The following is a 13966-nucleotide window of genomic DNA, read 5'->3' on the forward strand; positions in this document are numbered from 1 at the left end:
CAGTGGGGATAGGTTTAAGAGCCGCGAAAAGTTGGTTCATCGGGGGAAGAGATGATTCAGAAAATGATCAGCCGCGTCGCGTTGGTGGCGGCGGTCTCGTCGCTGGCGATGTCAGCTTCGGCGCAGACGGTGCGAGATGTCGCATCATCGCAGGCTCATCCGGCAATCTGGCCGCATTCCGCCAGCCCTTCTGTCCTATCTGACCCCGAAAGCGAAGGTTTCATCGCCGCATTGCTGGCGCGGATGACCATCGAGGAAAAAGTCGGCCAGACCATTCAGGCCGATATTGCATCGATCCGCGCGGAAGATTTGCTGAGATATCCGCTGGGTTCCGTTCTTGCTGGCGGCAGTTCCGGGCCCGGCGGCGATGACAGGGCTTCGGCGACGGCATGGGTCGACCTGATCCGTGGGTTCAGAGAGGCCGCGCAGCAGCGTCCCGGCGCACAGGTGCCGTTGATGTTCGGCATCGATGCCGTTCATGGCAACAACAATGTGCCGGGCGCCACCATCTTCCCCCACAACATCGGATTGGGCGCGGCGCGCGATCCGGATCTCATCCATCGAATTGGAACGGCGACGGCCCAGGAAGTGGCCGCCGTTGGCGCTGAATGGACGTTTGGGCCGACGCTGGCGGTTCCGCGCAATGATCGCTGGGGCCGGACCTACGAGGGATACAGCGAAAACCCTGAGGTTCAGCGATCCTATGCCGCCCAGATGACGCAAGGGCTGCAGGGGAGTCTGGAGGCTGGCCGCCCGGTCGACCCCTATCACATTGCAGGCTCGGCCAAGCATTTCCTGGCTGACGGAGGGACGACCGATGGTCGCGACCAGGGCGATGCGGAGATGTCCGAGCAGGAATTGATCGATATTCATCTGAGCGGATACACCCAGGCCATCGACGCCGGAATCCTGACGATCATGCCGTCGTTTTCCAGTTGGAACGGGGTCAAGGTGACGGGCAATCGGTCATTGCTGACCGACGTCCTGCGTGGTCCGCTCGGCTTCAAGGGCTTCACGATCGGCGACTGGAACGCCCATGGTCAGTTGCCGGGATGTTCGAATACCAGCTGCGCCCTGGCGTTCAACTCGGGCCTCGACATGTTCATGGCGCCGGATAGCTGGCGAGGCCTGTACGACAACACGCTCGCTCAGGTGCGTTCCGGCGAAATCCCTATGCAGCGGCTGGATGAGGCGGTGACGCGGATACTTCGCGTCAAGGTGAAACTGGGCCTGTTCGATGCGAAGCGGCATGAGATCGCAGGGCGTCTCGATCTGCTCAACACCAACGAGCATCGCGCGCTTGCCCGAGAAGCGGTGCGCAAGTCCATCGTGCTTCTGAAAAACGAAGGTTCGGTTCTGCCCATTCGTCCCGGGGCGCGGGTTCTGGTCGCTGGGCCGGCCGCGGACGATATCGGTCGGGCGTCCGGCGGATGGACCATCAGCTGGCAGGGCACGGGCAACAAGAACACCGACTTCCCGCTGGGCCAGTCGGTCTTCGGCGGCATAGAGGAATCGGTCCGCGAAATCGGCGGTCGCGCAAATCTGAGCGGTGACGGCAGTTTCAGCGAGAAACCCGACGTCGCCATCGTCGTCTTCTCCGAGCAGCCCTATGCCGAAACCCTGGGGGATGTGCGGAACCTGGAGTATCGGCCTGAGGAACCCCTGGCCATCCTGCGACGTCTGAAGGCGGCGGGCATACCGACCGTGTCGGTCTTCCTGTCCGGACGCCCCTTGTGGGTCAATCCCGAGCTCAACGCATCCGACGCCTTCGTCGCGGGATGGCTGCCAGGCAGTCAGGCGGGCGCCGTGGGCGAGGTGCTGGTGGCCGGGCGCGACGGCAAGCCCCGCAATGACTTCGTCGGGCGCCTGTCGTTCTCATGGCCCAGGACGGCGGTCGGAGAGCCGCTGAACATCGGCCAGCCAAACTATGATCCGCTGTTCGCCTATGGATACGGCCTGACATATCGGACGCCTGGTCATGTCGGCGCTCTGTCCGAAGAATCCGGCGTGGCGCCGGTCATCGTCAATCTGGATCGGCTCTTTACGGGCGGCGGCGCCCAGGCCCCCTGGACGCTCACATTTCGAGACATGGCCGGCGTCACCGAACTGGGGACCGAGGCCCTGACCACGCCCCAGGGCGTGGTCTATGCCAAGGTTGATTCCAGCGCGCAGGAGGACGGTTTTTCCCTGACCCTGCCGCAAGGCGGAATGGTCCAGATCGCCGGTGACGCCAGTGACTTCTCGCCCGTGGCGGAACGGGCGCTGACGTTCAGGCTGCGGCTGGATGCGGCGCCGGCGGCGTCAATGATGGTCGGCATGGGCTTCTCGTTGCTCGATCTTCAGCCCTTGCTGCCGGGCGTCGGCGAATGGAAGACCCTCTCGATACCCCTGTCATGCCTGACGGCGGCTGGCGTCGATCTGTCCTCGGTGGATCACCCCTTCACCCTGATGACCATGGGACCGGCGCGCCTCTCGCTCGCCGACATCGTGATTGCGGCGCCCGCGCCGGGCGCCGTCTGTCCGCCGGTCGCAAGAATGGGCCTGTGAAGGCGTCGCCTGATCATGTCGCCCGTTGCGACATGATCAGGTCCGCAAACTGGCGCGCCTGCGTTGAAACGCGGTCCGGACGCGTCACCAGGCCGATGTCGCGGCAGACCATGGGCAGCACCAGAGGCGCCCAGGCCAGTCGGTCGCTGGCCAGATGGCTGAGGGTCAGCGCAGGCAGGGCCGTCTCGCCGAATCCCTTGGCCACCAGGGCGCCGACGGTCGCGACGTGACTGCATTCAAAAAGCGGGCGGGGGGCCTTGCCGGCCTCGGCGAAGGCGCGGTCTGTGGTTTCGCGCACGCTCGTATTTTTCGCCATGGCGATGAAGGGCGCCGAAGCGAGCTCGGCCCAACTCACGCTCTCTGGAACGGGTTCGCCATCCTGGCTCCGCACAAGACAGAACGGATCGTCCAGAAGGTGGTTGAAACGCAGTTCTGACGGATCGGTCGGCCGGATCGTCAACCCGACGTCGGCGTGACCCTCGTTGACCGCAGCGATCACCTCGCCGGCCAGTCTGTCCAGAACCTGGACGTCGATGTCAGGATGGGCGTCCCTGAAGGCGGCCAAGGCGTCGGGCAGCAGGGTTGCTGCCAGAGAGGGCAGGGCCGCGACGACCACCCGCCCGCGTGAGCCCTGAATGAAGGCCTGCATGTCATGAAGGCCCAGTTCGGCCTCCCGCACCAGACGGCGCGCGATCGGAAGCAGGCGAAGCCCGGCCGGCGTCAAGTTGATCTCGCGCCCTTCGCGATCGAACAGGCGGGCGTTCAGATCCTCCTCAAGCAGCCGGATGGCGCGGCTGAGAGCGGGTTGGGACAGAGCGCGCGCATCCGCCGCTCCGGTGAAGCTGCCGTTATCGGCTACGGCGATGAAATGCTGAAGGTTGCGCAGGTCGAACGTCATTGAAATGCTGCATAGCAAAAAAGCGCTTCATGCAAAATCCTGATGAGACCATCATCATTCGGTCTTTGCCATCAGGGTTTCGGGCGCCCCTAATGTCCATATGAGGGAAGGGCTATACGAGACGTTGCGCATCGGTTCGGGCGCGGGCTTTGCTGAGGATCGGATCGATCCGGCGGTCGACCTGGCCATGCATGGCCGTCTGGACGTGCTGGTGTTCGAATGCCTTGCCGAGCGCACGATCGCGCAGGCGGTCGCCGCGCGCCGGTTGGATGATGCGTCGGGGTTCGATCCCCTGTTGGACGAGCGGATCGGAGAAGTGCTGGCGCACTGCGTCCGCAACCATGTCACCATCGTCAGCAACATGGGCGCGGCCAATCCGGCGGGGGCGGCGCGTCGGGTGGCCGACATCGCACGGCGCCTGGGCCTGAAAGGCCTGAAGATCGCAGCCGTGCAGGGCGATGACGTTTCGGATCGCCTCGAATCCCTGCAACCGTTCACCGACGAAGGCCTGCCCTATGAACAGCCGATATCGGCCAACGCCTATGTCGGACATCAAGGCATCGTCGAGGCTTTGCGCGACGGCGCAGACGTCGTCCTGACCGGCAGAACGGCGGACCCCTCCCTGTTTCTTGCGCCGATGGCCTACGCCTTCGGATGGGATGAGGATGACTGGGAGAGGCTTGGGCGCGGCACCGCCATTGGACATCTGCTGGAATGCGCGGGTCAACTGACCGGCGGATATTTCGCGGACCCGGGCGTCAAGGACGTCCCGAATCTTGCGGGGCTTGGTTTCCCTATCGCGGAAGTCCGTTCGGACGGCACGGCCGTCTTCAGCAAGCTGGAAGGGTCCGGCGGACGGCTTTCGGTTGCGACCTGTACGGAGCAGTTGCTCTACGAACTGCATGATCCATCGGCCTATCTGACCCCGGACGTCACGGCGGACTTCAGTTCGATCCGATTTGAAGACCTCGGGGAGGATCGTGTCGCCCTGTCCGGCGGCGGGGGGCGCGAGCGTCCCCGGCGGCTTAAGGTCTCGGTCGGGATCGACGAGGGTTGGCTGGGCGAAGGACAGATATCCTATGCGGGGCCGGGCTGTGTGGCGCGCGGGCATCTGGCCTTGGCCATTGTCGATGAGCGGCTTTCCCTGACCGGCGTGGAGGTGCTGGATGCGCGCTTCGACCTGATCGGCATTGACGCCGTCTCACGATCCTCCGACGGCGACAGGGAGCCGTATGAAGTCCGGGCGCGCGTCGCCTGCCGGGTGCGCACAGAGGCCGAGGCGCGTCGCGTCGGCCGCGAGGTCGCCGGCCTCTACACCAACGGACCGGCGGGCGGCGGCGGAGCGGCCAGCACGGTCAAGGCGGTCGTGGGCATCGTGTCGGCTCTGATCGACCGTGACCGCGTCGTGACAAGCCTGACCTGGGAGATCAGCTGATGATTTTGAGAGACCTGGCGCATGCCCGAACCGGGGACAAGGGCGATGTGTCGAACATCGCCGTCGTCGCGCACGATCCCGCCGCCTATCAACGGCTGTCCGCGTTTCTGACGCCTGCGCGCGTTCGTGCGCGGTTGGGGCTGGATGAGGTCCAGACCATCCAACGTCATGAACTGCCGACCTTGAGCGCGCTGAACTTCGTCATTCATGGTCTTCTGGCCGGCGGCGTGACCCGCTCGGCGGCGCTGGACGCCCATGGCAAATGTCTCGGCGCGTGGCTGCTGGGCCTGGAAGTGGCTGACTGAACATAGAGAGAGCGGTGAAGCGGGGGGACGCCCGCCGCCGTTGGGAGGAGGGGACATGGACCTGGCGTTGCTGGGTTTTCTGACGCTCGCGGCCTTCTTGGGTCTGGTGTTGCTCACCCGCACGCCCGTACTGGTGGCGCTGATTCTCGTGCCGATCGCCGCCGCCGTCGTCGGCGGTGTTTCGGATCAGATGAGCGGGATGGCGATAGACGGGCTGCGGACAGTGGCGCCGATCGCCGCCCTGATGATGTTCGCGGTTCTCTATTTCGGTCTCATGCTTGACGCGGGGCTGTTCGAACCGCTGGTCAGGGGACTGGTGGGTCTGGCGGGCGGCGACCCCGTGCGGCTGTGCCTGGTCACCGCCGCCCTTCCGATGCTTGTCGCCCTCGACGGCGACGGGGCGACCACATTCCTGATTTCGGTCACGGCTCTGCTGCCGGTGCACCGGCGAATGGGCATGCAGCCTGTGGTTCTGCCGGGGATCGTGGCGCTTTCGGCAGGCGTGATGAACCTCCTGCCTTGGGGAGGGCCGACCGCCCGCGCCATGACGGCCCTCAATGCGGATGTCGGGCAGATCTTCATTCCGCTTCTGCCCGCCATGACGGCGGGGATCGCCTGGGTGTTTCTGGCCGCCTATCTCATGGGACGATCGGAACGCGGCCGCCTTGCGCTGGCCGGCCCGCCCGTGGGCGGACCGCAGGCGGACCCAACCGAGCCGGTGAGAATCGACCGTCTTTTCATTTTCAACGCCGTCCTGACGGTGGGGCTGATCGTCCTGCTGTTCCAGGGCCTGTATGCTGATGCGATCGGTCTGCCGACCCTTCCCGCACCCCTGTTGTTCATGGGCGCCTTCGCCATAGCGCTTCCGGTCAATCGCCGCGATTGGGCGGCACAACAGGTGCAGCTGGCCAATCACGCACCGAGCGTGGTGCTGGTGACGTCCATGATCCTGGCTGCCGGCGTCTTCACCGGCGTGCTGAACGGCAGTGGCATGATCACCGCCATGGCCGAGGTTCTCGCCGGCGCCGTGCCTGAGCCGCTGGCGCCCTGGCTCAGCGGAATCGTGGCCGTCACCAGCATGCCGTTGAGCCTCGTGTTCACGCCGGACGCCTATTATTTCGGCGTTCTGCCGGTCTTCGCCGAGACGGCGGCGGCCGTCGGGCATGACCCCGTCGCCATCGGTCGCGCCGCCCTGATGGGCCAGATGACGACCGGCTTCCCGCTCAGCCCCCTGACCGCCTCCACCTTCATCCTTCTGGGTCTGTCCGGGGTCACGCTTCGGCAGCACCAAAGGTTTGCGTTCAAATGGGCGTTCGCCACCACCCTCGTGATGACCGCTGTGGCGGCCCTCACCGGAGCACTCTGATGAAGTCACGCAGTCTCGTCGCCGTATCCGGCGCTGCTCTTCTCAGCCTGGCGCCGCAAGCGTCCGAGGCGGAAATCGTCCGTGTTCAGATCGATACCCGGGCACCCATTGCGGGCGAGTTCGGCGCGGCAGGCGGCTACGAACTTCTGACCGGTCACGTGTTCGGAGAACTGGACCCGAACCATCCCTCCAATGCGATCATCACCGATCTGGACCATGCGCCGCGCAACGCCCGGGGCAGGGTGGAGTATTCGGCCACCTTCGCCCTGAGCAGGCCTGCGGACCCGGCGAAGGCCAGCGGTTTTCTCTTCTACGACGTGCCCAACCGGGGCAATTTCCGGATCGGCGGCGACGCCGACGGCCACATTCATCTGGTCAGCGGCTGGCAGGGCGATATCGCTCCCTCCGGCGCCCTTCAGACCCTGACCGTTCCGACGGCGCGCGGGGCCGGCGGAAAAAGCCTGACCGGGCCGATCCTGGTCCGGTTCGTCGATGCGCCCGCGGGGGCGACGACCCTGCCGATCCGGGGCGGGATCGGGGCCGGGGTCCAGCGCCCCCATCCGGCAAGCCTGGACACCCATTCCGCTCGTCTGGTGCGCAAGCGGGGCGATCATGCGACGGCGGAAGTCATTGCGCCGGACGCCTGGGCTTTCGGCGACTGCACCGGCATGGCCTTTCCCGGCACGCCGGATCCGACCAGCCTGTGCCTGAAGGAGGGGTTTGATCCGGCCTTCGCCTATGAACTGACCTACACCGGCAAGGACCCGCTGGTGCTTGGCGTCGGCTATGCGGCGACGCGCGATCTGGTCAGCTTCCTGAGGTACAGTCGCGGCTCGGCCGAGGCGGTGAACCCCATAGCCGGCCAGGCGAGGTGGACCATCGGCGTGGGCGTCAGCCAGGCCGGAAACTATCTGCGGGGCTTCCTGCATCTGGGTTTCAATGCTGACGAGGCGGGCAGGATCGTTTTCGACGGCCTGAATCCCCAGATCGCCGCCCGGCACACGCCGCTGAATTTCCGCTTTGCTGTCCCTGGCGGAGCGGCGCAGCTTTACGAGGCGGGCAGCGAGGGGCCGCTCTGGTGGGCGACCTATGACGACGTCGTTCGAGGGCGCGGTCCGACCAGTCTGCAGGCGCGCTGCACCGCGACCAGGACGTGTCCCCGGATTTTCGAGACCTTCACTTCGGCGGAGTTCTGGGGGCTTCGCATGTCGCCCAATCTTGTCGGCATGGACGCGGTCGCCGACCTGCCGTTGCCCGACAATGTCCGCCGTTATTATTTCCCGGGCACGACGCATGGCGGCGGTCCGGGCGGGTTCGACAGTGTGGGAACGCCGACGGTCGGCTGCGTGCTGCCCGGCAATCCCAATCCGACGTACGACACGTTGAAGGCTCTGACCGTGTCGCTGACCGCCTGGGTCGCCCAGGGCGTCGAACCGCCGCCGAGCGTCTATCCCACCCTGGCGTCCGGCGAACTGGTCGAACCCACGACAGAGGCGCTCGGCTTTCCGACTATCCCGGGCGTTCCGTCGCCGGACGGCAAGATCAACAGCTTCCTCGTCTATGATTTCGGCGCGGGTTTCCAACCCGACGACCTGACCGGGGTCATGAGCCAGGTCCCGCCGACGGTCGTGCGTGAAATTCCGCAACGCGCGCCGCGGGTGGACGCGGACGGCAACGAGCGCGTCGGCGTCAAGTCGGCCCTCTATATGGCGCCTCTGGGCTCCTACCTCGGTTGGAACCAGCAGGCGTCGGGCTATTATGCGGGACAGGGCTGCGGCTTTCAGGGCGGTTTCATCCCGTTCCACTCCACCCGAGCCGAGCGTGAGGCGGCGGGTGATCCGCGTTTGTCGCTTGAAGAACGTTACCGCGACCATGCCGGCTATGTGGCCGCCGTTCGTCGTGCGACCCGGCAACTGGTGGATCAACGCTTTCTTCTGCCGGCTGACGCGGCGCGGTTGATCACCGAGGCGGAGGCGTCGAGCATCCTCAGGCCGACCCCGTGATTCCCGATGACGCCGCGTGCGCCGCTGATCGCATCCGGCGCGGGGCCGGATGCGATCAGTGTCGAAGGCGCTAATCGGCCTTGTGATATCCGATAGGATACAGCGGGTCCTGCAGGTCGTTCGGCGTGCCCGGCGACTGGGCCTCGACCTCGGCCATTGAGCGCGGAAGAGCGAAGGGCAGGCGTCCCTCGGCGAGCGAGGGGGTCATGGCGACGGCCAGGAACGCCGCGTCGCTCGCGCCGAACTCGCCCAGCAACAAGTCGGCCAGGGGCTGCAGAGGCGTCAGGATCGCGGGTCGATCCAGATAAACGCCTACGATGACCGGCACGTCTGCGGCCGCCGCTCTCCGAACCTGCGTCAGCGCCGGATGATCGGGAAGAAAGGCCAGCGATCCCTCGTTCTGGCGACTGCCGAAGAAGAAGTTCGGGTGCGGTCGTTCGTACGGCGCGACCGTGCGGACCAGGGCGAAATCCGCCTGGGACAGATCGTCGACGACCACCAGCCCGGCCCGGCGCGCCGCCTCGGCCTCGATGCCAGTCAGATGAATCCGCGCGCCAGCGGCCAGGGGTTTCGGCAGCCGATTCTCCAGCACTACCATTCCGCGCCGCTGCGCGGCGTCGGCCTCCGCCTGGATATCCGGTCGGCCCACCGTGGCGGCGGCCTGATCGGGGTCGACGAACGGATTGTCGAACAGGCCTAGCTCATACTTGAGCCGCAGAACCCGGCGCGCCGCCTCGTCCATGCGGGCGACGGGAATGTCGCCGGCTTGTACAGCCGCGACGATGCGGTCCGACCTGTCGGTGCCGCCGAACTGGTCGACCCCGGCGTTGACGCCCTTGGCGAACCGTTCGGTTTCACTGAGGTCTTCGACCCCCCAGGGCATGGCGATGTCACCGAATCCATGCGGCCGAGCGCCGGTTCGGCAGTTGTCGTTGCAGTCATTGGTGATCGCCCAGTCCGAGAGGACAAGGCCTTTGAAGCCGTATCGACCCCTCAGCAGGTCTGTCAGCAGCTCCCGGCTGAAACCGGCCCCGACCGCTTCCAGCGGATGACCGTTGAGCGTGGGGCCCTGGAGTATGTTGTAGGTGGGCATGACCCCGGCGACCCCCGCGTCGAAGGCCCCCAGGAAGGGAATGACGTGCTGCGCCAGGTCCGAATCGCTCAGCCTGGAGAATCTGCCGTAATAGTTGTGGCCGTCCCAGCCCTGCGGCGAGGCGCCATATCCCACCCAGTGTTTGACCACGGTGGCCACCCCATCCGGCCGCAGGCCCTGGGGCCCGCCCTGGAAGCCGATCACATAGGCCTGCGTCATGCGGCGGGCCAACTGTGCGTCTTCGCCAAACGCGCCGTTGATGCGCGACCAGCGGGGCTCGGTCGCCAGATCGACTTGAGGCGACAGGGCCATATGGATGCCGACCGCGCGGTACTCTGCGCGAATGGCGTCGCCGAACCGGCGAACCAGTGCTGCATCGCCGATGGCGGCCAAACCCAGCGTCTCTGGCCACTGTGAGAAGCCGCCGGCCGCCACGCTGGCGCCGTCGACATGTTGAAAATGATTTCGGGGATCGGTGCTGATCGTCACGGGAACGCCCAGCCGGGATCGGCTGGCGACGCTCTGAAGCGCGTTGTTCTGTTCAGCGAAGCGACGCGGTTCGACCGACAGGCGGGTGATGACGCTGCTGATGTGGGTGCGTTCGACCAAGCCTTCGAAAGCCTTGAGGTCATAGGCCGCCTGACCGGCTCCCGGAAGGCCGCCGCCGGCAGGGTCGGGCAGGGCCGGAGCCGTGCCGTGCACCAAGAGCCCCGCCTTTTCCGCCAGGGTCATGCGCCCCAGAATGTCGGCGATCCGGGCGTCCATCGGCAGGCGGTGATCTTCGTAGGGATCCAGCTTCCCGTTATGATTTAGGTCGCGAAACGATTGACCGTCCACAGCAAGGGAAGCGGCGGCGTCGACGGGCGTATCGGCGCGTCCCGCGCCCGGCATGGCCAATAGGCTGGCCCCACACCCGACCAAAAGCACTCTGCGAAGCGATGGAAATGGGATCATGGTCTGTTCCTCCCCTTGAAAATTGCCGTGCTTGACAGCGTTACCATATCGCTTAGCATCGCCTTTCAGCGCTGTCATCAAGCGGGAGGTTCGCATCATTGGCGCAAGCAAAGCTGCACGCGTCTAGGGAGACGTCTTGCATCATTCCGCTTTCGCGGGGCCGCGTCGGGTGAGGCGGCGCATCCCGTACGCGGCGCTACAGCCCATTTGGAAAACGACGATCACGCTGAAATGGTATCGTTGTCAAAAACGATAGGCGGGGTTATGCTTCGCAGCGGTCCGACCTGGCGCTGAGATCAGGGGGACGGAGGACAGAAACGCATTCCGCATTTCCGGAAGATGTCGCCGCTGGTCGACCGACGGTGGGTTTGAGTGCGCTAACAAACATAAGCGAGGCGCAGCCTCGCAGGAGGGGAAGTCAAATGAATCCAATTATTCCGAACGCGAGCAGCCGCAGGCGCTGGATGACCGCAGCGGCGGCCGGCGCCCTGGCTGTCAGCCTGGCGGCCTCTGGCGCCTGGGCCCAGGTCGCCGACCCCGTCAATGAAGATCAGGACGAAACCCAACTCGACGACATCATCGTCACCGCGACGGGCACCAATATCGCCGGCGTGAAACCCGTGGGCAGTCAGACCGTCACACTGTCGCGTGAGGACATCATGTCGAGCGGCGTCAGCAACGTCGCCGACGCGGTCCGCACGCTGCCCCAGGTCCGGAATCTGGGCGACTTCCGCGAGGGTGGAACCCAGGGTTCGTACAATTCGCAACAGGGCAACGCCATCAACCTGCGCGGGCTCGGGGCGCAGGCGACGCTGACCCTCGTTGACGGGCATCGCCTGGTGGCGACAGGCGCGGCGTCGAATTTCACCGAGGCCAATCAGGTGCCGCTGGCGGCCGTGGAGCGGATCGAAGTGATCGCGGACGGGGCCTCGGCGCTCTATGGTTCGGACGCCGTCGCCGGCGTGGTGAACTATGTGCTGCGCAAGGACTTTGATGGCGTCGAGGCCTCGGTGCGGGTCACCAACCAGACCGGCGGCATGGAGTACACTCCGGCGATCACCACAGGTAAGGCTTGGAGCGACCTGGGCGGTCTAGGCGGCGGCAATGTTCTGCTGGCCTACGAATACACGTCCCGCGACGGCTATCTGCGCTCCAAAAATCCCTTGCTGATGCAGGATCTGACCGCTTTCGGCGGCCCGGACAACCGATTGAACGGCACGACGGCGACCGTATCGGGCCCTGCCAACATCTATGTTCAGAACGCGGATGGCTCTCAAAACACCACCCTGCCGCGCGCCGGCGCCTTTACCTATTACGGACTTCCCAATGGATCGAATGTCGGTCTGTCTGCGTCGGCCCTGTTGTTGAACAAGCCTAATCTCACCGACACGGGTTACTATACAGATTACGTCGGCGAGTCCAAAAGGCACCAGGTTTCGCTGTTTGCGAACCAGCAGTTCGGACAGCACATAGAGGGTTTCCTACAGGCGTCGTACAACAAGCGTGACACCTATTCGCGCTCGGCTGCGACACTGACGCGAAACGTGACCTTGTCACCCGTTCTGTTCGACGCCGCGGGCAATCCGACCGCGACGCCCAATCCCTATTACATCGCCGGCGTGCCGGGCGTTGCGCCGGGGGCGCCCCTGAATGTTCAATATGGCGCGTTCAAGGACATCGGTTCCAGCAATTTCGATAACTATTCCGAAACCTACAGCGTAACTGCAGGTTTCCGCGCGATGCTTCCGTTTAACTGGAAAATGGATGCGTCCTATACCTATGCGCGAGATGAAGCATGCAACTACTGCCAGACTAGGCTGAACCTGAATCCCACGGCGCTGCAGTATCGCATCAACACCGGTGAGATTAACCCGCTCAGCAGCGACCCGCTGACGAGCGCACAGCTGGCGATGCTGCTTGGGGACAATATCCAGAGCAGCGGCAACGGCCTGGACGACCTTGTCGTGAAGTTCAACGGCCCGGTTTTCGAGCTTCCGGGCGGCATGATGCGCGCAGCCTTCGGCGGCGAGTACAACACGTCCTATAATTACAACGTCAACGGCGCAAACCGCACGGCGCTCAATGGTTTCGAGTATGATACGACCGAGGCGACAAGCAAGCTTGATCGGTCGATAACTTCAGTCTTCGGGGAGTTGTACGTCCCGCTGATCGGCGCCGGGATGAATGTGCCGCTTGTTCAGGGCCTGATCCTGGACGCCGCCATTCGCTATGACGACTATTCCGATGTCGGCAGCACGACCAATCCCAAGATCGGCGTCACCTGGGACGTCAATGACGTGTTGAGCCTTCGGGGGTCGTGGGGAACATCGTTCCGCGCGCCGTCTCTGCCTGACGTCAATCTGTTCGCCTTCTCGGCATCGGCTGGCTTCCCGTCCTCGAACAGCGACCCGCGTGTCAAGAACGGCTTTCTTGACCTGCCGGGCGCCGGGCTCACCCTGGCCAATGTGGGTCTGATCCTTGGGTCCAACACTGACCTGAAGCCGGAAGAGGCCACGAACTGGTCGCTTGGGGCCGATCTGGATCTGGGCAGTCTGAAACTGAGCTTGTCCTACTACAACATCGCCTATACCGGCCGGATTGCACAGCCTGATGCGCTGGCCGCCTACCAGGCGGGGCTGTACCCCGATTACCGCGGCTTTGCGCCGAACATTATTCCAATCAACAATCCGGCGACGTGCTCCAATTCCAATCTGTCGACGGCGGATCCGGTCCTGCAGGCCTATCTGGGACGGACGGTGCTCTACGGCGGTATCCCGGACTATTGCGCCGTGAACGTCCTGATCGATCAGCGCAACACCAACCTGGCGGCCACACGTCAGGACGGCCTCGACGCCAGCGCCTTCTACACGCGTGATGTCGGCGAGGTGAAGATGAACGCCTCACTCGCGGTCAGTTGGACGATGAGCAATGACCAGCAGGTCGCCGAAGGCCAGCCGTTCGAAGATCGTCTGGGCTTTTACAGCACGCCGATCGAATGGCGCGGCCGCGCCTCTGTGGGCGCCGCCTGGCAGGACTACAGCGCGAACCTCTTCATCAACTACACCGGAGGCTACACCAACGACCTGGCGGTCAACGCGATGGGGGTGTCGATCCCTCCTCAAAAGGTCGACGCCTGGATCACGTCCGATCTCACCCTGGCCTACGCCACGGCCTTTGCGACGCCGGCGGCCGGGTTCGTGAAGGGGTTCCGCGCCTCTCTGACGGTCCAGAACCTGACGGATGAAGATCCGCATTATGTGATCACCAGCCAGGGCGCCTTCAACGGGGCCTATTCGCACCCCTATGGCCGGACCTTCAGCGCCCAGTTGACGGCCAGTTTCTAGAAACTTCGGCGGTAGCCGCGG

The 13966-nt window shown here is 64.7% G+C and carries 8 protein-coding genes; 6 read left to right on the plus strand and 2 right to left on the minus strand.

The features are described 5' to 3' along the window. The first annotated feature begins 108 nt into the window (after window positions 1-108). Complete coding sequence (locus tag P0Y50_07565) at window positions 109-2547, plus strand: glycoside hydrolase family 3 N-terminal domain-containing protein (protein WEK41544.1); 2439 nt, start codon at window positions 109-111, stop codon at window positions 2545-2547. 13 nt (window positions 2548-2560) lie between these two features. Here P0Y50_07565 and P0Y50_07570 read toward each other — a convergent pair whose 3' ends face one another. Further along, entirely contained in the window at window positions 2561-3445 is an 885-nt protein-coding gene (locus P0Y50_07570) for a LysR family transcriptional regulator (GenBank protein ID WEK41454.1), read from the minus strand. A gap of 100 nt (window positions 3446-3545) precedes the next feature. Between P0Y50_07570 and P0Y50_07575 the strand changes: the two genes are divergently transcribed. From P0Y50_07575 to P0Y50_07590, 4 genes are read left to right on the plus strand one after another with little or no spacing between them, the layout of a single operon-like run. Further along, a complete protein-coding gene (locus tag P0Y50_07575; protein ID WEK41455.1) occupies window positions 3546-4880 on the plus strand; it encodes a DUF1446 domain-containing protein in 1335 nt (444 codons plus the stop codon). Next, complete coding sequence (locus P0Y50_07580) at window positions 4880-5185, plus strand: hypothetical protein (GenBank protein ID WEK41456.1); 306 nt, start codon at window positions 4880-4882, stop codon at window positions 5183-5185. The genes P0Y50_07575 and P0Y50_07580 overlap by 1 nt, the downstream gene beginning before the upstream one ends. A gap of 55 nt (window positions 5186-5240) precedes the next feature. Further along, window positions 5241-6551 carry a citrate:proton symporter gene (locus P0Y50_07585; protein ID WEK41457.1) on the plus strand — a complete coding sequence of 437 codons (1311 nt, stop codon included), beginning with the start codon at window positions 5241-5243 and terminating at the stop codon, window positions 6549-6551. Beyond that, window positions 6551-8554, plus strand: coding sequence for an alpha/beta hydrolase domain-containing protein (locus P0Y50_07590; protein WEK41458.1), 2004 nt, complete (start codon window positions 6551-6553; stop codon window positions 8552-8554). Before P0Y50_07585 ends, P0Y50_07590 begins: the two co-directional genes overlap by 1 nt. A gap of 70 nt (window positions 8555-8624) precedes the next feature. Here P0Y50_07590 and P0Y50_07595 read toward each other — a convergent pair whose 3' ends face one another. Beyond that, complete coding sequence (locus P0Y50_07595; protein ID WEK41459.1) at window positions 8625-10538, minus strand: glycoside hydrolase family 3 N-terminal domain-containing protein; 1914 nt, start codon at window positions 10536-10538, stop codon at window positions 8625-8627. Window positions 10539-11065: 527 nt separating this feature from the next. Here P0Y50_07595 and P0Y50_07600 point away from each other — a divergent pair. Beyond that, window positions 11066-13945: a TonB-dependent receptor gene (locus tag P0Y50_07600; protein WEK41460.1), complete on the plus strand. Its 2880-nt coding sequence runs from the start codon at window positions 11066-11068 to the stop codon at window positions 13943-13945. The last annotated feature ends 21 nt before the right edge of the window (window positions 13946-13966 follow it).

This window comes from Candidatus Brevundimonas colombiensis (assembly GCA_029202665.1).
GTDB lineage: Bacteria > Pseudomonadota > Alphaproteobacteria > Caulobacterales > Caulobacteraceae > Brevundimonas > Brevundimonas colombiensis.

Coding starts and splice junctions, on each gene's coding strand:
- P0Y50_07575 (WEK41455.1), top strand. CDS start 3,546: ATGAGGGAAGGGCTATACGAGACGTTGCGCATCGGTTCGGGCGCGGGC.
- P0Y50_07595 (WEK41459.1), bottom strand. CDS start 10,538: ATGCCGGGCGCGGGACGCGCCGATACGCCCGTCGACGCCGCCGCTTCC.
- P0Y50_07590 (WEK41458.1), top strand. CDS start 6,551: ATGAAGTCACGCAGTCTCGTCGCCGTATCCGGCGCTGCTCTTCTCAGC.
- P0Y50_07600 (WEK41460.1), top strand. CDS start 11,066: ATGACCGCAGCGGCGGCCGGCGCCCTGGCTGTCAGCCTGGCGGCCTCT.
- P0Y50_07565 (WEK41544.1), top strand. CDS start 109: ATGTCAGCTTCGGCGCAGACGGTGCGAGATGTCGCATCATCGCAGGCT.
- P0Y50_07585 (WEK41457.1), top strand. CDS start 5,241: ATGGACCTGGCGTTGCTGGGTTTTCTGACGCTCGCGGCCTTCTTGGGT.
- P0Y50_07580 (WEK41456.1), top strand. CDS start 4,880: ATGATTTTGAGAGACCTGGCGCATGCCCGAACCGGGGACAAGGGCGAT.
- P0Y50_07570 (WEK41454.1), bottom strand. CDS start 3,445: ATGACGTTCGACCTGCGCAACCTTCAGCATTTCATCGCCGTAGCCGAT.